Here is a 20022-nt window from a genome sequence, read left to right as displayed (position 1 = left end):
AGGCCACGCCGAAAAGAAAGAATCGATGATGCGAAATCTCTTGATGCTCATTTCGATCTTAACATTTTCGTGCGGCCACGCCTTTGCCACGGAGCCCTATGTGGGAACATGGTCTGGGGACAGATCGAACTGTACCGCCGTTGCGGATGTTCAACGCCAGACTGTCTACGCATTGTACCCCAAGGCACTGTCGGTTCCTGCTTTCGGCTGCGAACACGCAACCTTTCTCAAGACGCCTACGGGCTGGGTGGCGCGGGCCAGCCAATGCTACGGATCCGACCCGTCGGCCGAAGAGCCGTTCTCCCGTATCGTCCATATCGTTGGCAATGGGGCGACGGTAAGATTGACCTGGCCTGGCTTCGACAGCGGAATTCTTGTCAGATGCTGACGACAGGTGCCTTCTTCCGCTGGATATGCAGCATAGGACAGCAGTTTCAGATGACGCCTACCAGCAGCGCGGCTCCACCGAGGAAGCCAGCGGCGCAGACCCACAGGAGCCAAAGCCCGCTCACCCTGCATTCGAGAACCGCTGCAGCCGAATTGGCGGGATCGTAGTGGACCTCGACCTTGTCGCCCTCGAGGTAGCGCTGTGATTGACCGCTGACGAGGCTCGGCAGCGAAGCCGTCACGTTTGCGCCGAAAGCGATGCGATCGGCGGCGTAGCGCTGGCCGGCGACGCTATAGCTGTAGACGATGCGGGATTTGAAGACTGTTCGCCAGGGCCGATAGCCGCCTCCGGACCTGTCGCGGGTCTCGAATTTCTGCAGGCCCGAGGCGTCGATGCGTCCTGCCGTGATGGGCCATTTGGCCGCCTGTTCCGCAAGTGACTTCTGGGCAAAGCCCATGCGCAGGACAAACAATCCCATGAAAAGCAGAAGGGCAGCGGCGCCGAGGTTCTGCGGCTTGGGCAAAAACGGCCGGATCGCTTCGAGGATGCCGCCGACGGAGAAGACCAATACAAGCGCGCCGACCACCAGCCCGGCCGAAAGCTGGACCATGAACTTGAAGGAGCCGTCGGGCATGGTGCGTTCGATCACGGCCTTGGCTGGATCGGCTGGATTGTAGAAGACGGTTACGCCGGCCCCGTTTGGAAATTTCGCAAGGGTTTCCGCCACCGCAAAGTTTCCAAGGTTCTCCTGCACGCTGTAGTGCGAACTGCGAAATGTCTTGCCGTTCACCTTGTATTCGAAGGTGATTGCCGGGAAGTTGCGCATCTCGGTCGACCCTCTGCTGTCCGAACCGGATCCCGAACTGGTCACCTCGCGAGCCTCGACCCGCGACGAGATGATCTTTCCCGGCGTCGGAGACCAGCGGCTGGCCGCCCTCACCTCCCACCACTTCAGCAAGGTGACGAGGGAGAGCATGCCGGCAACCGCGCAGGCAAACCCGACCAACAGAAATTTGAGTTCCAACGCTCACCCCCTTGGCACTTTTGTGCCATGCCCCGCACAGGCATATCACGGTGATGAGGATAGTGCGCCTGTCCAGAAGCCTGGAAACCACACAATCTTGATGCGAAAAGGCCGACGGATCGCTCCGCCGGCCTTTCTTGATCGGCAGTGAAATTGCGATCAGTTCTTGGCCTTATCAACCAGCTTGTTCTTCGAGATCCACGGCATCATCGCGCGCAGCTTGGCGCCGACTTCCTCGATCTGGTGGCTGTCGTTGTTGCGGCGGATGCCCTTGAAGCGCGACATGCCAGCGCGGTATTCCTGCATCCATTCCGAGGTGAACTTGCCGGTCTGGATATCCTTCAGCACGCGCTTCATCTCTGCCTTGGTCTCGGCGGTGATGATGCGCGGGCCCGAGACGTATTCGCCCCATTCAGCGGTGTTCGAGATCGAATAGTTCATGTTGGCGATGCCGCCTTCGTAGATCAGGTCAACGATCAGCTTGACCTCGTGCAGGCACTCGAAATAGGCCATTTCCGGCGCGTAGCCGGCTTCCACCAGCGTCTCGAAGCCGGCGCGGATCAATTCGACCAGACCGCCGCACAGCACAACCTGCTCGCCGAACAGGTCGGTCTCGCACTCCTCGCGGAAATTGGTCTCGATAATGCCCGAGCGGCCGCCGCCGACGCCGCAGGCGTAGGAGAGCGCCAGGTCGAGCGCATTGCCCGAAGCGTCCTGGTTGACCGCGACCAAGCACGGCACGCCGCCGCCCTTCTGGTATTCGCCGCGCACCGTATGGCCGGGACCCTTCGGCGCGATCATCACGACGTCGACCGAAGCTTTAGGCTCAATCAGGCCAAAATGCACGTTGAGGCCGTGGGCGAAGGCGATTGCCGCGCCATCGCGGATGTTTGGCGCGATCTCGGATTTGTAGATGTCGGCCTGCAGCTCGTCGGGCGTGGCCATCATCATCAGGTCGGCCCACTTGGCGGCATCGGCTACGCTCATCACCTTGAGCCCGTCGGCCTCGACCTTCTTGGCGGTCGCCGAGCCGGCCTTGAGGCCGATGGCGATGTCCTTGACGCCGGAATCCTTGAGGTTAAGGGCATGCGCCCTGCCCTGGCTGCCATAGCCGATGATGGCGACCTTCTTGCCCTTGATCAGGTTGAGATCGGCATCGCGATCGTAATAGACACGCATTTTTCTTCCTTCCCGTTTTGAACCAGAGCATGATGCCGAAAGGTGTGAAGCGGTTTTCGGACGACATCATGCTCCATCTCTAGGTGTAGAGCCGGATTCAGATTTCAGGTCGATTCGACCTGAAATCATCCGGCTCTATGGGCCTTGCGGCCCGGTTTTTGCCCCGTAAAGAGCGAGAAACTGCTGCGTCGCCCGGACGGCATCGCCGCCGATCGCCGCATCAGTCAATTCCAGCCGGTCGCCAAGCAGCAGGCGGATCTGCACGTCACGGGCGACCAGCCCGAAAAAGGTGCGGAACGCCGTCTCAGCGTCGGAAAACTCGAGGAAACCAGCTTCCTTGCCTGCCTCCAGCACCGGCTTAAGGCGCCTGGCCAGCGCGAAGCGGCCATTCTCCAGCACGATGGCGCCAAGATCGTCCTTCCCCGAACTAGCATGGCCGACCGCCACCCGGTTCAGCGCAATCGACGTATCGCTGGAAATCACCTTGAGCCAGTCCGAAGCGAAGCGTTCGAGGCTCGCCGTCAGCGAAGCGAGGTCGAGCCCTTTGCGGTCGACCGGCACTACCCGCACCTTGGACGCCTGCCATTGTACCGTTGCCGTCAACAGCCCGTCGCGATCGCCGAACCATTTGTAGAGCGTCTCCTTCGAGCAGCTCGCCCGCCGCGCCACGGCGGTCATGGTCAACTGATCGCCCTCTTCGACCAGCAGGCGAAGGGCGGCGTCGAGCACGTCCTTCTGCCGCTCCGTCAGCGCCTCGCTGGCGTCGATGTCGGTCACAGCGTGCAACACAGTCTTTTCCTCAGGAGGCAAACTCACCCGCAGTTCAGATACCAGCTCGACGGCGTACCGTACGTTACGGTTCGGCTTATGGCGTATTGCCCGACCCGACGCAAGCCCTTATTTCTGTGGCGCGCTCCATGCGGGGCATCACGGGAGACACGGATCATGCTCGCCGGATTGCTTGCCCTAACCGTTGCCGCAGTGTTCGCGGGCGCGGCTATCTACGTCAGCGTCGCCGAGCAGCCGGCGCGGCTTCGCCTCGATGACAAGGCATTGCTGCAGGAATGGCAGCCTTCCTACAAGCGCGGCGCCGCCATGCAGGCCTCGATCGCCGTCATCGCCTGTATTCTGGGCCTGGTCGCGTGGTGGCTGACCGGCAGTCTCGCTTATCTGGTCGGCGCCGTGCTGATCATCCTCCCTTGGCCATGGACGCTGCTGGTGATGATGCCGGCAAATAGGTTGCTGGAGGCGATGGACGCGAACACCGTCAATCCTGAAGCTCGGACATTGCTCGTCAAATGGGGCCATCTGCATCTGGTCCGCGTCGGGCTTGGCGTTCTGGCGACGCTGGCATTCCTCTGGGCCAGTGCCTGACCTCGCAGGTCCACGCCATCTTCGGCATGTCACTCCGGGGCGGGCGGATCTCGCAGGCGCCCAAGCAGAGCTGACAGCGCATCGAGCTCATCATTGGAAAGCCGGGAACCGACCAACTCCGCGATCGACCGGCCGTAGACGGCCCACATGCGGCGGCGCGTCTCGCGTCCCTTGTCTGTGATGCGGACTGTTTGCCCGCGGCCGTCATCGGCAACTGGAAGCTTCTCGACCTGCCCGTCGGCTTCGAGCCGCGCCAGCAGCCGGGAGATGTTGTATTGCGCAAACAAGGTACGCTCGGTGAGTTGGAACGGCCGCAATCCGCCCTCGCCCGCCTCGGCAAGCTCATGCAGGACGTCATACCAGGCAAGCGGCGGCAGGCCACTGTCCTTCAGCGCGTCCTCGGCTCGTTCCAACAACTGGCGCGAAACCCGCATCAGGCGGGCCCAGGCCTTGATGGTTGGAGGTGAAGGAATCCCAGTCATGATTGCATCGTAAGTGATAGATGCAATTGCATCAAGCTTGACGATCGATGCAAATGCATCTATATAGATGCAATCGCATCAATCACGAGAGGCAATTCCGATGAAGCATGAAATCTGCAGGATCGCCGACATTCCGGAAACAGGCAGCCTCATCGCTCCGTTTTTCGGCCGCGAGGTCCATGTCTACCGCAACGGCGAACGTATCCGCGCCGCCGCCAACGTCTGCCTGCATTTCGGTGGCCCGCTCGACTGCAAGGACGGCAAGCTCGTCTGCCAGTGGCACGGCGCCTCGTTCGACATGGCGAACGGTGATCGCCTCGAAGGCCCGGCGCCGAAGGGCTCCCGCCTGATGTTCCTCTCCACCCGCGTCGAGGACGGCGTCTTGAACTATGTCTGGGGAGAGTGAGATGACCGACAAGCTCGTCCTCGTCAGCCATCATCTTTGTCCCTATGTGCAGCGCGCGGCGATTTCACTTCGCGAAAAGGGCGTGCCGTTCGAACGCATCACCGTCGATCTCGCCAACAAGCCTGCCTGGTTCAAGGCGATATCACCGCTCGGCAAGGTGCCGCTGCTTCGCGTTGAGCATGACGGTCAGGAAACGGTGATCTTCGAATCGGCGGTCATCCTCGAATTCCTCGAGGAAACCCAGCCCAATCCGCTGCATCCCACCGACCCCTATGCCCGTGCCCGGCATCGCGCCTGGATCGAGTTCGGCTCGGCAATCCTCAGCGCCATCGGCCGCTTCTATTCAGCGCCGACCGAAAGCGCCTTCCTCGCCGAAAGCGGGACTCTGTCGGCAATGTTCGATCGCCTGGAAGTGGAACTGGCGAACGGCGCGGCCGGGCCATGGTTCGCCGGCGAGCGCTTTTCGCTGGTCGATGCGGTCTACGGGCCGATTTTCCGCTATTTCGACGTCTTCGACCGGATCGGCGATTTCGGCATCCTGAACGGAAAGCCGTTTGTCGCGGCTTGGCGCAAGGCGTTGCGCAAACGCCAATCGGTGAAGGACGCGGTCGCTCCCGACTATCCGCAACGCCTCCATGCATTCTTGCAGGCTAAGGATTCGCACCTTTCGGAAATCATCCGCCAAGGCGATTCGACCATAGCGCTTCCGCAAGCCCGATCGGCTTGAACGGATCGGCCACGCGATCACCGTCGCGGCAACAAGCTGCGGGGGAATCTGTGTCAGCCTCGCCACCCGGCACTGTTTCTGGTCAGGTCGTTGTCTTCGGCTTTTCGGCTTCAGTCTTCGGCAGCGTCGAAGAAAGCACGCGCCTCGCGTACAGCGCCGTGATTGAGCTCGGCCCATTGGATCAGCTGATGCAAGGGTCCAAACATCGAGCGCCCGAGATCGGTGAGGCTGTATTCGACGCTCGGCGGTTTGGTCGGAAACACCTGGCGATGCACATAGCCGTCGCGCTGCAGATCGTGCAGCGTCTGGGTGAGCATGCGCTGTGAAATATCGGGCACGAGGCGCCGCAACTCGCCAAAGCGGTACGGCTTCTCGGCCAAGGCCTCCATCAGCAGCGAACTCCATTTATTGCTTATGCCCTGGATCACGTCGCGAACCGGGCAATCCGCAAGGTTTCCGCCACCGCTGCCTGCTTTATATATCTCGAGCTTCGATCTCAGATTGACGATCTTGCCGTCCATGGCTGGTTCCCTGGGTGTGCCTACCTCCCGCAAAACTGCCTTCTTTACGGGGATGGGTCAATTCCTATTTTAGTGCTGGTCTCTTTTTGAGACTAGCATATGAACCCGCCGCTCCGGCGCAACGTCAGGACCTTTCATGACCGACACCCTTCTCGTCACCGGCGCCTCCGGCCAGCTTGGCCGCGGCGTCATCAATCATCTGCTTGATACGCTCAAGGTCGCGCCTCAGCGCATCATCGCCGCCACCCGCAATCCGGAAAATCTGGCCGATCTGGCGGCCCGAGGTGTCACCATCCGGGCGGTCGATTTCGACGACACCGCATCGCTGGCCAGTGCGTTTACTGGCGCCGACAGGGTTCTGATCATTTCGACAAACGAGCTCGCCCTTCCGGGCAAGCGCCTGAAGCAACATGAGACTGCGGTCGCCGCCGCAAAAAGCGCCGGCGCTTCGCATCTGCTCTACACGTCGATGCCCAATCCAGAGCCAGGATCGCCGGTGCTGTTTGCGCCCGATCACCACGGCACCGAGCAGGCGATCAAAGCGAGCGGTATCCCCTACACCATCTTCCGCAACGGCTGGTATCAGGAGAACCTGTTTATGGCGCTGCCGCACGCCATCGCCTCGGGGCAGTGGTACACGTCCGCTGGAGACGGCCGCATTGCCCATGGCGCGCGCGACGATATGGCTGCCGCGATCGCCGCCGGCCTCGCTTCGAGCGCAACCGAAAGCACGACATACACGCTGACCGGCCCCAAGGCCCACACGATGGCCGAGATTGCAGCCCTCGTCACCGAGGTCACCGGCAAGCCCATCGAAGTTGTCCAGCTTTCGGATGAAGCGCTGACCGAGGGATTGAAGGCAGCCGGCGTTCCCGAGGCTTTCGCTCCCGTCATCGTTTCCTTCGACACCAATACGCGCTCCGGCCGCATCAGCATGGTGACCGACGCGGTCGAGACGCTGTCCGGCAGGAAGCCGCAGCCGCTAAAGCAATTTCTTGAAGCAAACAAGGCGGCTCTGGTGAGCTGAGCCTCACAATGGCCGTGCCCTTCAGAGGCACGGCCATTTGTTTAGATAGCCACCTGCGTCCCGATCTCGACGACACGTCCAGTCGGGATCTGGAAATATTCCGTCGCATCGGCCGCCGTGCGTGCCAGCCCGATGAACAGCTTATCCTGCCAGACCGGCATGCCGGAATTGGGCGAGGCCTTGAGCGAGCGCCGCGACAGGAAGAAGGATGTCGTCATGATGTCGAACTTCCAGCCCTGCTTGCGACAGATCGCCAGCGCACGTGGAATGTTGGGCTGCTCCATATAGCCGAAGGTCAGCGTCACCCGCATGAACAGTTCGTTGACCGTCTCCATCTTGACGCGCTCGCTGTCGGGCACGACAGGCTGCGGTGCCGTCACCACCGAAAGGATGACGTTCTGCTCGTGCAGCACCTTGTAATGCTTCAGGCTGTGCATCAGGGCGGTCGGCGCGCTCAGCGGATCGCTGGTCAGGAACACCGCGGTGCCCGACACCAGATGCGGCTTCTTCTTCAGCAGATTGCCGGCGAGGAAATCGAGCGGAATCTCGTTCCGGCGCGTCTTGTCGAACAAATAGCGGCTGCCGCGGATCCAGGTCCACATGGTCATCACGATAACTGCGGCGATGGCCAGCGAGGACCAGCCCCCTTCAAACACTTTGACTATGTTGGCGGCAAAGAAGCCGGTATCGACGAAGGCGAACACCGCCATCAAGGCGACCGCGACGCCGAGCGGCCACTTCCAGATGCGCGTCATCACAACAAAAAGCAGTATATTCGTCACCAGCATGTTGCCGGTCACCGAAATACCGTAGGCCGAGGCCAGGCGGCTGGATTCGCCGAAGCCGACCACCAGCAACATCACGACCAGCGCCAGCATCAGGTTGATGCGCGGCAGATAGATCTGGCCCGACTGTTTTTCCGACGTGTGCTGGATGACGAAACGCGGCAGCATGTTGAGCTGCACCGCCTGCCTGGTCAGCGAAAAAGCGCCGGAGATCACCGCCTGGCTGGCGATCACGGTCGCCGCCGTCGCCAGCACGACCATCGGAATAAGCGTCCAGCCCTGGTTCATCTCGAAGAATGGATGACCGACAACGCCGCCATTTGCCAGCACGAAGGCGCCTTGCCCGACATAGTTGAGCAACAGACATGGGAACACGATTGCCAGCCAGGCGAGCACGATCGGCTTGCGGCCGAAATGGCCGAGGTCGGCATAGAGCGCCTCGGCGCCGGTGACGGCGAGGAAGACCGCACCAACCGTGACGAAGGCGACGTCGGGCGAGTTGACCAGGAACGACACGATGTAATGCGGGCTGATCGCCAGCAGGATTTCCGGATCGGCGATGATGTGGTTAATGCCGGAAAGGCCGATGGCCAGGAACCACAGCGCCGTGACTGGCCCGAACACCAAACCTACGCCGCCGGTGCCGAATCGCTGTACCGCAAACAGGATCGCCAAGATGGCCAGTGTCAGCGGCACCACATAGGGCTGGAAGGTCGGCGTGACGACATTCATACCTTCGACCGCCGATAGCACCGAGATCGCCGGCGTAATGACTGCGTCGCCGAAAAAAAGCGCCGCGCCGACGATGCCGATGCCGAGGATCACCGCCGAGCGCGTCGGGAAACTGTTGCGCGCCAGCGCCATCAGCGACAGCACCCCGCCCTCGCCGCGATTGTCGGCGCGGAGCACGAACATGATGTATTTGATGGTGACGGTGACCGTCAGCGACCAGATGATCAGCGACAACACGCCGAGGATGTCGCCACGGTTGGCGACGTTACCACCGGCCGATGCATGCAACGCCTCGCGAAATGCATAGATCGGGCTGGTGCCGATATCGCCGTAAACCACGCCGAGCGCGCCCAGCATCAGCACCTTGGTGCTGTGCTGCTCGACCTCAGAATGGCTCGATTGTTCGATAGGTTCTGCCTCGTTACCAGCATTGGTAAGGGCCATGGACGACACTCCGGTAAGCGGGCGGTGCTCTACGCTTGCTGCACTGCAATATCAAGTGCCGTCACGTAATGGCTCCGTCCCGATATTGCGAGTCCTCCAGACTTGGCAGACTCAGTCCCATCGGCAGACCACCTGGAATGTCGCAACGGACACGTTTTTAAATAGCCACCTGCGTCCCGATCTCAACCACACGTCCGGTCGGGATCTGGAAATATTCCGTTGCGTCGGCCGCCGAGCGCGCCAACCCGATGAACAGCTTGTCCTGCCAGACCGGCATGCCGGAATTGGGCGAGGCCTTGAGCGAACGGCGCGACAGGAAGAAGGATGTCGTCATGATGTCGAACTTCCAACCCTGCTTGCGACAGATCGCCAGCGCACGTGGAATGTTGGGCTGCTCCATATAGCCGAAGGTCAGCGTCACCCGCATGAACAGTTCGTTGACCGTCTCCATCTTGACGCGCTCGCTGTCGGGCACGACAGGCTGCGGTGCCGTCACCACCGAAAGGATGACGTTCTGCTCGTGCAGCACCTTGTAATGCTTCAGGCTGTGCATCAGGGCGGTCGGCGCGCTCAGCGGATCGCTGGTCAGGAACACCGCGGTGCCCGACACCAGATGCGGCTTCTTCTTCAGCAGATTGCCGGCAAGGAAATCGAGCGGGATCTCGTTCCGGCGCGTCTTGTCGAACAAATAGCGGCTGCCGCGGATCCATGTCGACATGATCAGCCCCATGCCGCAAGCGACCGTGATCGACACCCACCCGCCTTCGAGGACCTTCACGACGTTTGCGAGGAAAAATCCGGTGTCGATCGTGCCGAACAGCAGTGTGAGCGCCGCCGCCAGCGCAAGCTGCCATTTCCACCGGAACCGCATCACCACGAACAGCAGGATGGTTGTCATAAGCATTTCGCCAGTCACCGAAATGCCATAGGCGGAAGCCAGCGAACTCGAACTGCCAAAGCCGACCACCAGCAACATCACACCCAGCGCGACCACCAGATTGACCCGCGGCATGTAGATCTGGCCGGATTGCATCTCGGACGTATGCTGCACCTCGATGCGCGGCAGCAGATTGAGCTGCACCGCCTGGCGGGTCAGCGAGAAAGCGCCGGAGATCACTGCCTGACTGGCAATCACCGTCGCTGCCGTCGCAAGGCCAACCATAGGCATCAGGGCCCAATCGGGCAGCATCTGGAAGAATGGATTGGTGGGTTTGCCGCCGTTGGCCAGAACGAACGCGCCTTGTCCGAAATAATTGAGGAGCAAACAAGGGAACACCACGGAGAACCACGCCAGCACGATCGGCTTGCGCCCGAAATGGCCGAGATCGACATAAAGCGCCTCGGCCCCGGTGACCGCCAGGAACACCGCCCCGACCGTGACGAAGGCGCCGGTGGGCGTATTGGCCAGATAAGCGACTGCGTAATAGGGATTGATCGCCAGCAGGACCGACGGGTCGTCCAGCAGATGATAGACTCCGGCGGCGCCGATGGCCAGGAACCACGTTGCCGTCACCGGCCCGAACACGGCCGCCACCCTGCTGGTGCCGAAGCGTTGCACGGCAAACAGCATTGCCAGGATGAGCAAGGTGATCGGAACGACAAAGGTTTCGAGCGTCGGGGTCACCACTTCCAGCCCTTCGACTGCCGAAAGCACGGAGATGGCCGGCGTTATGATGGCGTCGCCGAAAAAAAGCGCCGCGCCGCAAAGTCCGATCCCCAGAATGAACCGGGCTCCCTTTGGATAAGCGTTGCGTGCAAGCGCCATCAGCGACAGCGTGCCGCCCTCACCCTTGTTGTCTGCTCTGAGCACGAAAGCGACGTATTTTATCGTGACGATGATCGTTAGCGCCCAAACGATAAGCGACAGCACGCCGAGGACATCGTTGCGCGCTACCGGTCCCGACGATGCGTGCAGCGCTTCCCGAAACGCGTAGATTGGGCTCGTGCCGATATCGCCGTAAACCACGCCCAACGCGCCCAGCATCAAAACTCTGGTGCTGTGCTGCTCGGCCTTGGAGTGGCTGGATTGCTCGATGGATTCTGCCTCGCTACCAGCGTTGGCAAGGGCCATGGACGACACTCCCATAGACGTGCGGTGCTATGCTGCGGGGATGGAAAGAACGCGCTGCCATGCCGGGAACGCACGGCCCATCGGCTCGCCTCTCTCCTCTACCAGCCACAAGCCTTCAGAAACCGCCTGACCGTTGCGGCCATGCCATACTCCAACGCATCGGCTGTCAACCCATGTCCGATCGACACTTCGGCCAATGCCGGGATGCGCCTTGCCAGTGCCGGCAAATTGCTCACCACAAGGTCGTGCCCGGCATTGACCTGGAGCCCTGCAGCAAGTGCGGCATCCGCCGTCTTTCCCAATTTCTCCAATTCCTTCGCCGCTTTTGCCGAATCGGAATGATAGCTGCCATATGGACCCGTATAGAGTTCGATCCGGTCGGCGCCGGTGTCGCGAGCGGCTTTCACGCCAGCGGGATCCGGATCCGAAAACAGTGACACGCGAAAGCCTCCCTTCTTCAGGCGCTTGACGACCGGTGTCAGGAACGCAGCCTCGGCGGCGAAGTTCCAGCCATGGTCGGAAGTCGCCTGCGCCGGGTCGTCGGGCACCAGCGTCACCTGCTCGGGCTGATGCTTTTCCACAAGTGCCAGGAACTCCTCGGTCGGATAGCCCTCGATGTTGAATTCCGCATTCGGGAACTCGTCGTCGATCAGCGCCCTGGTCTCAGGCAGATCGGAATGCCTGGTGTGCCGCTCGTCGGGTCGCGGGTGCACCGTCAGCCCGTGCGCTCCGGCGGCAAGGGCGATGCGTCCGAGCCCCGTCACGCTTGGCCACGGCAGGTCCCGCCGGTTGCGCAGCATGGCGATGGCGTTGAGGTTGACGGAAAGCTTTGCAGGCATTTGCACGGTTCCAGGCTGATCTCGGCGCGCATCTATACCGTCTTTAGGGGGAACAGACAGAGGGTTTCAGGTGTTCCAAGGGGGAACGAGAAATCGAGCGCAAGGAGTTCCCTGTTGAATTTTCTCGAAGACGTGCCGGCGGTGCGCCGCATCGACACCGATCGCGAAGATCTCTTCGCCATCGATGTCGTCGGCCATGTCACCGCGGCTGACGCCGAAAATCTGTTCGGATTGCTGGAGGCGGCCTACGCGCTGCACCCGAAAATCGATGTGCTGGTGCGCCTGATCGATCATGAGGGTGTCGACTGGACCGACGTATCGGACGAGACGATCGAACAGGGCATAGCTCATGCGGTGGAGCATATCAGCCGCTGCGCGGCGGTCGGTGAGCCGAACTGGATAGTGGAGGCAAGAGCCTTTTTGCCCGCCTCTTTACCTATCGAACTCCGGCATTTCGAGGCCGAGGACGAAGCCGCCGCCTGGGAATGGCTTGGCGCCAGACCGATCGCCCAGCGCTGATACCGCCACCTATCGGACGATCGTCAGCCGTTCGGCCGCGCGCGTGATGGCAGTGTAGAGCCAACGCTGCCGCGTTTCCTTGAACGCCCAGCTTTCGTCGAAAAGCACGATCTCGTTCCACTGCGAGCCCTGCGCCTTGTGCACGGTCAGCGCGTAGCCGTAGTCGAAATCGTCGAAACGCTTCTTCTGCTGCCAGGGAATGTCGGCGTCCGGATCTTCGAACGCCGCCTTGAGCAGCTTGATCTTGGCGACGCCGCGATCCGGGTCGTCTTCCTCCGGCGAAACCAGCAGATTGATACCGGGCTTGACCGTCTCGCGCGACGAGGTCATCACCTTCCACAGCGAGCCGTTGAGCAGTCCCTTGGCCGGATCGTTGCGCAGGCAGACCAGCTTGTCGCCGGCTTGCGGATAATCGGCGTTGAACCCCTTCAGCTCGCGCAGCCGCTGGTTATAACGGCGGCGCGTACGATTGGTGCCGACCAGCACCTGGTCCGCCTTCAGCACCAGTTCCTGGGTGACGTCTTCCTTGCCGATCACTTGCGCCGCGCCATAGTCGCCGCGCATGAACTCGCGGCCCTCGCGCACGTCAAGCGCAAGCCGGATGATCGGGTTGTCTCGCGCCTGGCGATGGATTTCGGTGAGCAGAATATCCGGCTCATGGTCGGTGAAGAAGCCGCCGCCGGAGATTGGCGGCAACTGGCCGGGATCGCCGAGCACCAGGATCGGCGTGCCGAAGCTCATCAGGTCACGGCCGAGTTGCTCGTCGACCATTGAGCATTCGTCGATGACGACGAGCTTGGCCCGCGAGATCGGGCTTTGCCGGTTAAGCGAAAATGTCGGCGACATCGATGTCTTGCCGGTCACCTCGTCCGCTACCGATTCTTCGCCCTTCGGCCGGTAGATCAGCGAATGGATGGTACGGGCATTGACCGCGCCTTTGGAACGCAGCACCTGCGCCGCCTTGCCTGTAAACGCGGCGAACTGCACCTGGCCGTCGACATGCTCGGCGAAATAGCGCGCCAGCGTCGTCTTGCCGGTGCCGGCATAGCCGAACAGCCTGAACAGCTGCGGCTTGCCGGCTTTCAGCCAGCCGGCCACCGCCTTCAGCGCCTCGTCCTGTTGAGGAGAGAATTCCATCAGCGCGACAGACCGGATTCGCGAGGGAAAGACAAGGTGACTGCCGTCACCATCAATTTTCATCGCCGGCAATTACGCCGCTGCGACAGGGTCAGGCTATCAGTGACGAACAGGAACGTAAAGAGAACAAGACCACGCGACCGCAGCTTACACAGCCTGCTGTGGATCGTTCTCCAGAAGGATCGGCTTGCCATGCGGCGTTGCGTGCGCGGCGCGCTCCCAGGCAGCGGCGATCGCGTCCACATCGGTCTTCGCGGCCAGACCTTTCGAAGCAAGCAGCTTTTCCAGCGCCACCAGCCAGTGCTCGTAGTAATCGTGACCGTCGCGCGCGGCGCCCGGCCGCTTCACCTCTGCCGACAAAGCATCCGCCCATTCACTCCACGAAAACAGCCCGTTATCGTGCAGTGCCACCGTCATGGCAAAGGCCTCTGCTTGCCACGGCTCGGCGAAAACCGGCGCCTCGAAACCGGCGGGCAGCATGGCGGCGACTGAGCCCGTCTCACGCCGGCTCAAGGTAGCTCTGCCAGGCATCGATCGACACAACAAGTGTCGGGTCGGCGCCCTCGCCCCAGATTTCGCCGCCGGTGAAGGCCACGGTATAGACCCATTGCGGGTTTTCGCCCTGGCCGTGCGCATTGGTGTCGGGAAAGACAAAGCCGTCGCGCACAGCCTCGACGACGCCTTGTTTGCCGCGAGCATAGCGTGGCAGCCTGGTATGGCCGGTCGGATGAAAATTCCTGGTTCGCACGAGGTCGCCTGCCTTGAATTGCGGTGGGGTGGCGACAGGCCGGTCGCAACGCCCGCCCTTGGCCAACACCGCCGGAACGTCCTTAGCCTTCAGCACCCGTTTGGGTGTCGCTGCCGGGTCGACTGCGTCGCCCGTAGCCAGGTCGCGGTCGCTGACGAAACCGTGGCGTTTGAGCAGCACCTCCAGCGCCTTGATCCATATCTGGTAGTAGCTGGAGGCATAATAGTCCGCTGGATGCAGCGATTCCCGCGCGTGCCGACTCTCGTCGATGGTCCAGGCGCCCATGGCGCCGGCGCACAACGTTACGCCCAGCGCCCGCCTTTCCCAGTCGGCATGGAAATAGGGTTCGTCCGGTTCGGGCGCGACCGGCCCGAAACCCATCTGGCCGCCGAGATCCTGCGGCCCGTTCATGCCGGCTCCCGCGCCAACGCCGTGCCGATCATGGCATCGCGCGTCACCAGATCGGCGAGCCGTGCCTCATCCCAGCCCTCCGTACCCCGGGGGCGCATAGGCACCACCAGATAGCGCAGCTCGGCGGTCGAATCCCACACCCGGATTGTCGTCGTCGCCGGCAAGGTCAGGCCGAATTCCTCGAGCACGCCGCGCGGATCGATCACTGCGCGCGAACGGTAGGGCGGCGCCTTGTACCAGACTGGCGGCAGGCCAAGCACCGACCACGGATAGCAGGAGCATAGCGTGCAGACGACGAGGTTGTGCGTGTCGGCCGTATTGAACACCGCCTGCATGTGCTCGCCTTGCCGGCCGGTGTAGCCGAGCGATTCGATGGCCGCCGTCGCATCACGCTTCAGCCATGCGGCAAACCCGGGATCAACCCAAGCCTTCGCCACCACCTTTGCGCCGTTGCGCGGCCCGATCTTGGTCTCGTAGGTGTCGACGATGACATCGATCGCCGCCGGATCGATCAGGCCTTTGCGGGTTAGAATCGTCTCCAGTGCGCGCACACGCGCCGCAAAAGCATCAAGCTCGTTGTCGTGGTCATGGTCATGCGGCATGACGTCAAATTACGATCGCGGGCCCCCGGCCGCAAGCACCACGGCTTGGGCCAGCGCTATTCGGCTGCCGCCTTCTGCGGCACCGGTTCTTCCTCCTCGTCGAACAGTGACGGCTGGTCGACCACTTCGACCGGGCTCGGCTCGCCCCGGCGCCGCGCCCACAACCTGACGAGCCAGCCGGAAAAATGCTCCATGTAGACGTAAATGACGGGCGTGACGAACAGCGTCAGTGCCTGCGAAGCGACGAGACCGCCGACCACCGCCACGCCAAGAGGCTGGCGCAGTTCCGCACTGGCACCGGTGCCGAGCGCGATCGGGATGGTGCCCATCAGCGCGGCAAGCGTGGTCATCATGATCGGTCGGAAGCGCATCAGGCAGGCCTTGTGGATGGATTCGACGGGCGACATCCCCTCGCGCCTGAGCTCTAGCGCCACGTCGATCATCATAATGCCGTTCTTCTTGACGATGCCGATCAGCATCAGGATGCCGATCACAGCGATCACCGACAAATCCATCCCCGCCAACCGCAGTGCCACCAGCGCGCCAAGCACCGCCGACGGAAGCCCGGTCAGGATGGTGAGCGGGTGGATGAAGCTCTCATAGAGCATGCCGAGCACGATATAGATGGTCAGGATCGCGCCGCCGATCAGCAGTCCCTGGTTGGAAAGCGAATCCTGGAAGGTCTTCGCCGTGCCCGAGAAAGTGGTCGAGATCGTCGGCGGCATGCCGATCTTTTCCTTCAGCGCATTGATATGGCTCACGCTGTCGCCGAGGGCCACGCCTTGCGGCAGATTGTAGGAGATGGTCACTGCCGGAAGCTGGCCAAGCTGATTAACGGTCAGGGTACCGGCGGTCCGATCGACACGCGCGAACGCGCCGAGCGGCACCAGGCTGCCGCTCGCCGTTCTCACCTTGATCGCCAGCATCCGTTCGGGCGACCACTCGATCTTCGGGTCGAGCTCCATGACTACTTTATAGCTGTCGGCCGAACCGAAGATGGTCGAAACCTGCTGGGTGCCGAAACCGCCATAGAGGCTGGAACGCAACGTGTCGGTATCGACGCCAAGCGTCGATGCCTTGTCGCGGTCGATCACCAGCGTCGCCTGTAGCGCGTTGTTCTGCAGGTCATTGGTGACGTCGGTGAAGGCAGCATGATCGGTAGCCATTGCGTCCGTAAGCCTTTGCGCCCAGACGTTCGTCAGGCCGGTATCGAGGCCCTGTACGGCAAGCTGGTAGGCACTCGCGGAAGAACGCGCGCCGAGCCGCAGGTTCTGCACCGGCTGCATATAGGTTTCGATGCCCGGCACATTGGCAAGCTGGCGCCGCAGGTCCGAAAGCACCTTGTCGATGTTCGGTCGCTGGTCCTTGTCTTTCAGCTGCACAAACAGCTGGCCCTGGTTGAGCGCATTGTTTCCACTGCCCGCCGACCAGCCGACATGGGCGACGTAGGGCGAATGGGTGAAGACATCCGCCACTTGGCCCTGAAGCTTCACCATGGCGTCAAACGAAATATCCTGGCGCGCAATGGTCGTCACCGAGACCTGGCCGATATCCTCCTGCGGGAAGAAGCCCTTCGGCGAGATCTGGATCAGCCACACCGACAGCCCGGCGGTTACCAGGAAGACAAGGAAGACCAGGAAATTGTGGCGCAGGCAGAATGTCAGCAGCCTGTCGTAGCCCCGCATGAAGGCGTTTTGCCTATGGTCCTCGCCATGCGCCGCCTTCTGCTCGCCCTTCGATAACGACAACAGCCGCGAGCACAGCATCGGCGTCAGTGTCAGCGAGACGAACATCGACGCCAGGATGGCGACCGTCACCACCACTGCGAATTCGTTGAAGATGCGTCCGATCACGCCGCCCATCAAAAGCACCGGAATGAACACGGCGACCAGCGAGATCGAGATCGAGATGATGGTGAAGCCGATTTCGCGGGCGCCCTTGAGCGACGCCTCGAGGGCCGAGAGCCCGTCCTCCTCCATATGGCGGAAAATATTTTCCAGCATGACGATGGCATCGTCGACGACAAGGCCGACCGCCAGTGTCAGCCCCATCAATGAGACGTTGTCGATGGAAAAGCCGAACAGGTACATCACGCCTAGCGTTGCGATGAGCGAAATCGGCACCGCCACGGCCGGGATGACCGTCGCCGTTACCCGGCGCAGGAACAGGAAGATCACCATCACCACCAGCGCGATGGTAAGCAGCAGGGTGAACTGCACGTCGTCGACCGCCTCGCGGATCGACGTCGAACGGTCATTGAGCAACTGGATGCTCGCCGCCGCAGGCATCTGACCCTCGAAGGAAGGCAGCATCGCCTTGACACGGTCGACGACATCGACGGTGTTGGCATCCGGCTGGCGCTGCACGGCCATGATGATGGCGCGGGTGCCGTCATACCAGCTTGCCGTCGTCGTGGTCTCGACCGAATCGATAACGCGGGTCACCTCGCCGAGCCGCACCGGATGGCCGTTCTTTGTGGCGACGATGATGTTGGAGAACCCCGCCGCATTGGTGAGCTGCGTGTTCGCGGTGATTGTCAGCTGCTGTTTGTTGTTCTTGAGCACGCCGAGGGGGGTGTTGCTGTTGGCCGAGGCAATGGCCGTCTGCAGTTGGTCGATCGAGATGCCGCGAGCGGCGAGCGCCGTCGGATCGATCTGGACGCGCACGGCGTATTTCTGCTGGCCGTAGATCGAAACCTGCGCAACGCCGTCGATCGTCGACAGCGACGGCGAAATCACATTCTCGGCAAAGGCGTCGAGATCGGTCAGCGGGATGGTGTCGCTGACCAGCGACATCAGCAGGATCGGCGCGTCGGCTGGATTGACCTTGCGATAGCTCGGCGGGCTGGTCATCTCCGGCGGCAATTGTCGTTGCGTGCGTGCGATCGCCGCCTGCACATCGGCGGCGGCGGCGTCGATGTCGCGGTTAAGCACGAACTGAATGGCGATCGAGGTCGAGCCGAGCGAGTTGGTCGTCGAGATCGAATCGATGCCTGCGATAGTGGCAAACTGTTTGATCAGCGGCGTTGCCACCGAGGTCGCCATGGTTTCCGGCGAGGCTCCGGGCAGCGAGGCCGAGACGTTGACAACCGGGAATTCCGCGCTTGGCAGCGCGGCGACCGGCAGGAATTTGTAAGCAAATAGCCCGCCCAGAACCAGGGCGAACGACATGAGCAGCGTGGCGACGGGCCTGCGGATGCAGAATTCGGAAATCATGGCCTTGTTCCGCCCGTCCGGTCAGCCTCGGCGACCTTCGGAGCCGCCTGATCGCCGGTGCCGGTGGAAGCCTTGCCTTCGCGCACCGCCGCGCCGTTTTTCAGCTTGGTCTGGCCCTCGACGACGACACGCTCGCCGCTTTTCAAACCCTGACTAATCGCGGTGTTGGCACCTTCTGTCAGCGCGACCTGCACCGGCCGCATTTCAACGGTGTTGTCCGGCTTGATCACATAGACGAACGGGCCCTTCTGGCTGGGCTGGACGGCAACCGTCGGAACCGACGTCATTTGCGGCATGATGCCGGCCTCGAGCACGACGTTGACATATTGGCCCGGCCACAGCGAAAGATCGGCGTTGGGCACGCTGGCCCGCGTTGCGATCGTGCCGGACGCCGTGTCCACGCTGGAATCGACGAAATCCAGCGTTCCCTTGCCGATCGGCTTCGGGTCACCGTCCTTGGTCAGCGTTACCGCACCTTGCTGCGGCGCCGCCAGCGCCTTGTGCAGCAAGGCAAGATCGCTTTCCGGAAGATTGAAGTTCACCTGCAGCGGGTCGATCTGCGTGATTGTCACCAGCGGGGTCGACGTGCTGCTGCCGTTGCTGGTGGTGACGAGGTCGCCCACCGCGACGCTGACGGCCCCAAGCCTGCCGGAGATCGGCGCTTTGATCGTAGCGAAGCCAAGCTGGATTTGGTCAGCATCGATCGTTGCCTTGTCGGCGTCGACGGTGGCCGCGGCGGATTTCTGCGCCGCGACGGCCTGATCGTAGGTCTGCTGTGTCCCGGCCTGCCTGGCGACGAGATTTTTGGCGCGCTGAAGATCGGCCGTCGCACTGGCAAGCAGTGCCTGGTCTTTCGCGAGCGTTGCCTGATCGCGTGCCTGTTGCGCCTTCAACGAGCGATCGTCCAGCGAGAACAGAAGGTCTCCGGCCTTCACCATCTGTCCGTCCTTGACCGCGATTGCAACGATCTGGCTCGAGACCCGTGCGTTGATGCTGACCACGGCAGGAGAGGACACGAAGCCGATGGCATAGCGCCGGACCGGGAAATCGGCCGTCGAAGCGGTGGCGGCAACCACCGAAGTCGAACGCGCGGCATTTGCCGCTGCAGCGGGTTTGTCCGCGGCCGCCGTCGTCTGCTTCGCCGACAGAATCTGCTGAAGACCGCTCATTGCGCTGGGCGAAAGATAGAGCCACGCCGCGGCAACGCAGGCTGCAGCGATCACCGCAAACACGATCTTTCCGCGCATCGACAAAAGGCCTCTCAATCCGACACGCCGTTATCCGGTTGCCGCAGTCTAGCTCAACTCGCAGCCTCTTGCCGCGCTTTTGCCAGATAATAGAGGATGCCGAAGGCGAAAAAGGGCCAAAACCCGTCATTACGAAGATTTAAT

Annotated in this window: 19 protein-coding genes; 5 read left to right on the top strand and 14 right to left on the bottom strand. The window is 61.9% G+C overall.

Annotated elements, in window-relative coordinates:
- Positions 1 to 434 precede the first annotated feature (434 nt).
- The 3 genes from NKI19_RS07400 to NKI19_RS07390 form a co-directional block, all read right to left on the bottom strand.
- Entirely contained in the window at positions 435 to 1412 is a 978-nt protein-coding gene (locus NKI19_RS07400; RefSeq protein ID WP_352490277.1) for a DUF3592 domain-containing protein, read from the bottom strand.
- A 159-nt stretch (positions 1413 to 1571) separates the two neighbouring features.
- A complete protein-coding gene (ilvC, locus tag NKI19_RS07395) occupies positions 1572 to 2591 on the bottom strand; it encodes a ketol-acid reductoisomerase (RefSeq protein WP_023676662.1) in 1020 nt (339 codons plus the stop codon).
- Between the two features lie 135 nt (positions 2592 to 2726).
- Positions 2727 to 3380: a TetR/AcrR family transcriptional regulator gene (locus tag NKI19_RS07390; protein WP_352490279.1), complete on the bottom strand. Its 654-nt coding sequence runs from the start codon at positions 3378 to 3380 to the stop codon at positions 2727 to 2729.
- A 156-nt stretch (positions 3381 to 3536) separates the two neighbouring features.
- Here NKI19_RS07390 and NKI19_RS07385 point away from each other — a divergent pair, with 156 nt between their 5' ends.
- A complete protein-coding gene (locus NKI19_RS07385) occupies positions 3537 to 3965 on the top strand; it encodes an anthrone oxygenase family protein (RefSeq protein WP_352490280.1) in 429 nt (142 codons plus the stop codon).
- Between the two features lie 29 nt (positions 3966 to 3994).
- On the opposite strand, the gene NKI19_RS07380 is transcribed toward NKI19_RS07385, so the two are convergent.
- Entirely contained in the window at positions 3995 to 4447 is a 453-nt protein-coding gene (locus tag NKI19_RS07380; RefSeq protein ID WP_352490281.1) for a MarR family winged helix-turn-helix transcriptional regulator, read from the bottom strand.
- 100 nt (positions 4448 to 4547) lie between these two features.
- On the opposite strand from NKI19_RS07380, the gene NKI19_RS07375 reads away from it, so the two are divergent.
- Positions 4548 to 4853, top strand: a complete 306-nt coding sequence (locus NKI19_RS07375) for a Rieske (2Fe-2S) protein (protein ID WP_352490282.1) — start codon at positions 4548 to 4550, stop codon at positions 4851 to 4853.
- 1 nt (position 4854) lies between these two features.
- On the top strand, positions 4855 to 5580 hold the full coding sequence (locus tag NKI19_RS07370) for a glutathione S-transferase family protein (protein WP_352490283.1): 726 nt from the start codon (positions 4855 to 4857) through the stop codon (positions 5578 to 5580).
- 110 nt (positions 5581 to 5690) lie between these two features.
- On the opposite strand, the gene NKI19_RS07365 is transcribed toward NKI19_RS07370, so the two are convergent.
- The gene (locus tag NKI19_RS07365; RefSeq protein ID WP_352490284.1) at positions 5691 to 6101 is read right to left on the bottom strand and encodes a winged helix-turn-helix transcriptional regulator; all 411 of its coding nucleotides are present in this window, start codon (positions 6099 to 6101) and stop codon (positions 5691 to 5693) included.
- Positions 6102 to 6237: 136 nt separating this feature from the next.
- On the opposite strand from NKI19_RS07365, the gene NKI19_RS07360 reads away from it, so the two are divergent.
- Complete coding sequence (locus NKI19_RS07360; RefSeq protein ID WP_352490285.1) at positions 6238 to 7128, top strand: SDR family oxidoreductase; 891 nt, start codon at positions 6238 to 6240, stop codon at positions 7126 to 7128.
- A gap of 41 nt (positions 7129 to 7169) precedes the next feature.
- On the opposite strand, the gene NKI19_RS07355 is transcribed toward NKI19_RS07360, so the two are convergent.
- The 3 genes from NKI19_RS07355 to NKI19_RS07345 all read right to left on the bottom strand — a co-directional run bounded on the left by NKI19_RS07355 (position 7170) and on the right by NKI19_RS07345 (position 11999).
- Positions 7170 to 9089 carry a potassium transporter Kup gene (locus NKI19_RS07355; protein ID WP_352490286.1) on the bottom strand — a complete coding sequence of 640 codons (1920 nt, stop codon included), beginning with the start codon at positions 9087 to 9089 and terminating at the stop codon, positions 7170 to 7172.
- A gap of 157 nt (positions 9090 to 9246) precedes the next feature.
- Complete coding sequence (locus tag NKI19_RS07350) at positions 9247 to 11160, bottom strand: potassium transporter Kup (protein ID WP_352490287.1); 1914 nt, start codon at positions 11158 to 11160, stop codon at positions 9247 to 9249.
- A 98-nt stretch (positions 11161 to 11258) separates the two neighbouring features.
- Complete coding sequence (locus NKI19_RS07345; protein ID WP_352490288.1) at positions 11259 to 11999, bottom strand: pyridoxine 5'-phosphate synthase; 741 nt, start codon at positions 11997 to 11999, stop codon at positions 11259 to 11261.
- 114 nt (positions 12000 to 12113) lie between these two features.
- Here NKI19_RS07345 and NKI19_RS07340 point away from each other — a divergent pair, with 114 nt between their 5' ends.
- On the top strand, positions 12114 to 12518 hold the full coding sequence (locus NKI19_RS07340) for a SpoIIAA family protein (protein ID WP_352490289.1): 405 nt from the start codon (positions 12114 to 12116) through the stop codon (positions 12516 to 12518).
- Positions 12519 to 12527: 9 nt separating this feature from the next.
- Here NKI19_RS07340 and NKI19_RS07335 read toward each other — a convergent pair whose 3' ends face one another.
- The 6 genes from NKI19_RS07335 to NKI19_RS07310 all read right to left on the bottom strand — a co-directional run bounded on the left by NKI19_RS07335 (position 12528) and on the right by NKI19_RS07310 (position 19878).
- A complete protein-coding gene (locus NKI19_RS07335) occupies positions 12528 to 13655 on the bottom strand; it encodes an ATP-dependent DNA helicase (protein ID WP_023720791.1) in 1128 nt (375 codons plus the stop codon).
- A gap of 147 nt (positions 13656 to 13802) precedes the next feature.
- Complete coding sequence (locus tag NKI19_RS07330; RefSeq protein ID WP_352490362.1) at positions 13803 to 14135, bottom strand: nitrile hydratase accessory protein; 333 nt, start codon at positions 14133 to 14135, stop codon at positions 13803 to 13805.
- Between the two features lie 19 nt (positions 14136 to 14154).
- Positions 14155 to 14814 carry a nitrile hydratase subunit beta gene (nthB, locus tag NKI19_RS07325; RefSeq protein WP_352490290.1) on the bottom strand — a complete coding sequence of 220 codons (660 nt, stop codon included), beginning with the start codon at positions 14812 to 14814 and terminating at the stop codon, positions 14155 to 14157.
- The gene (gene nthA, locus NKI19_RS07320) at positions 14811 to 15416 is read right to left on the bottom strand and encodes a nitrile hydratase subunit alpha (protein ID WP_352490291.1); all 606 of its coding nucleotides are present in this window, start codon (positions 15414 to 15416) and stop codon (positions 14811 to 14813) included. Before nthA ends, nthB begins: the two co-directional genes overlap by 4 nt.
- Before the next feature lie 56 nt (positions 15417 to 15472).
- The gene (locus NKI19_RS07315; protein ID WP_352490292.1) at positions 15473 to 18631 is read right to left on the bottom strand and encodes an efflux RND transporter permease subunit; all 3159 of its coding nucleotides are present in this window, start codon (positions 18629 to 18631) and stop codon (positions 15473 to 15475) included.
- Complete coding sequence (locus tag NKI19_RS07310) at positions 18628 to 19878, bottom strand: efflux RND transporter periplasmic adaptor subunit (protein WP_352490293.1); 1251 nt, start codon at positions 19876 to 19878, stop codon at positions 18628 to 18630. Before NKI19_RS07310 ends, NKI19_RS07315 begins: the two co-directional genes overlap by 4 nt.
- Positions 19879 to 20022: the final 144 nt, after the last annotated feature.

Origin of the sequence: Mesorhizobium sp. M0751, assembly GCF_040320265.1 — a bacterium.
Taxonomy (GTDB): Bacteria; Pseudomonadota; Alphaproteobacteria; order Rhizobiales; family Rhizobiaceae; genus Mesorhizobium.
Note: the sequence above shows the minus strand (reverse complement) of the source record. Positions and strands in the feature narration are given on the sequence as shown.

Bases quoted from the DNA above. Each gene is read 5' to 3' on its own strand.
- ilvC (WP_023676662.1), bottom strand. From the start codon at position 2,591: ATGCGTGTCTATTACGATCGCGATGCCGATCTCAACCTGATCAAGGGC.
- NKI19_RS07385 (WP_352490280.1), top strand. From the start codon at position 3,537: ATGCTCGCCGGATTGCTTGCCCTAACCGTTGCCGCAGTGTTCGCGGGC.
- NKI19_RS07380 (WP_352490281.1), bottom strand. From the start codon at position 4,447: ATGACTGGGATTCCTTCACCTCCAACCATCAAGGCCTGGGCCCGCCTG.
- NKI19_RS07375 (WP_352490282.1), top strand. From the start codon at position 4,548: ATGAAGCATGAAATCTGCAGGATCGCCGACATTCCGGAAACAGGCAGC.
- NKI19_RS07370 (WP_352490283.1), top strand. From the start codon at position 4,855: ATGACCGACAAGCTCGTCCTCGTCAGCCATCATCTTTGTCCCTATGTG.
- NKI19_RS07365 (WP_352490284.1), bottom strand. From the start codon at position 6,101: ATGGACGGCAAGATCGTCAATCTGAGATCGAAGCTCGAGATATATAAA.
- NKI19_RS07360 (WP_352490285.1), top strand. From the start codon at position 6,238: ATGACCGACACCCTTCTCGTCACCGGCGCCTCCGGCCAGCTTGGCCGC.
- NKI19_RS07355 (WP_352490286.1), bottom strand. From the start codon at position 9,089: ATGGCCCTTACCAATGCTGGTAACGAGGCAGAACCTATCGAACAATCG.
- NKI19_RS07350 (WP_352490287.1), bottom strand. From the start codon at position 11,160: ATGGCCCTTGCCAACGCTGGTAGCGAGGCAGAATCCATCGAGCAATCC.
- NKI19_RS07345 (WP_352490288.1), bottom strand. From the start codon at position 11,999: ATGCCTGCAAAGCTTTCCGTCAACCTCAACGCCATCGCCATGCTGCGC.
- NKI19_RS07335 (WP_023720791.1), bottom strand. From the start codon at position 13,655: ATGGAATTCTCTCCTCAACAGGACGAGGCGCTGAAGGCGGTGGCCGGC.
- NKI19_RS07330 (WP_352490362.1), bottom strand. From the start codon at position 14,135: ATGCTGCCCGCCGGTTTCGAGGCGCCGGTTTTCGCCGAGCCGTGGCAA.
- nthB (WP_352490290.1), bottom strand. From the start codon at position 14,814: ATGAACGGGCCGCAGGATCTCGGCGGCCAGATGGGTTTCGGGCCGGTC.
- nthA (WP_352490291.1), bottom strand. From the start codon at position 15,416: ATGCCGCATGACCATGACCACGACAACGAGCTTGATGCTTTTGCGGCG.
- NKI19_RS07315 (WP_352490292.1), bottom strand. From the start codon at position 18,631: ATGATTTCCGAATTCTGCATCCGCAGGCCCGTCGCCACGCTGCTCATG.
- NKI19_RS07310 (WP_352490293.1), bottom strand. From the start codon at position 19,878: ATGCGCGGAAAGATCGTGTTTGCGGTGATCGCTGCAGCCTGCGTTGCC.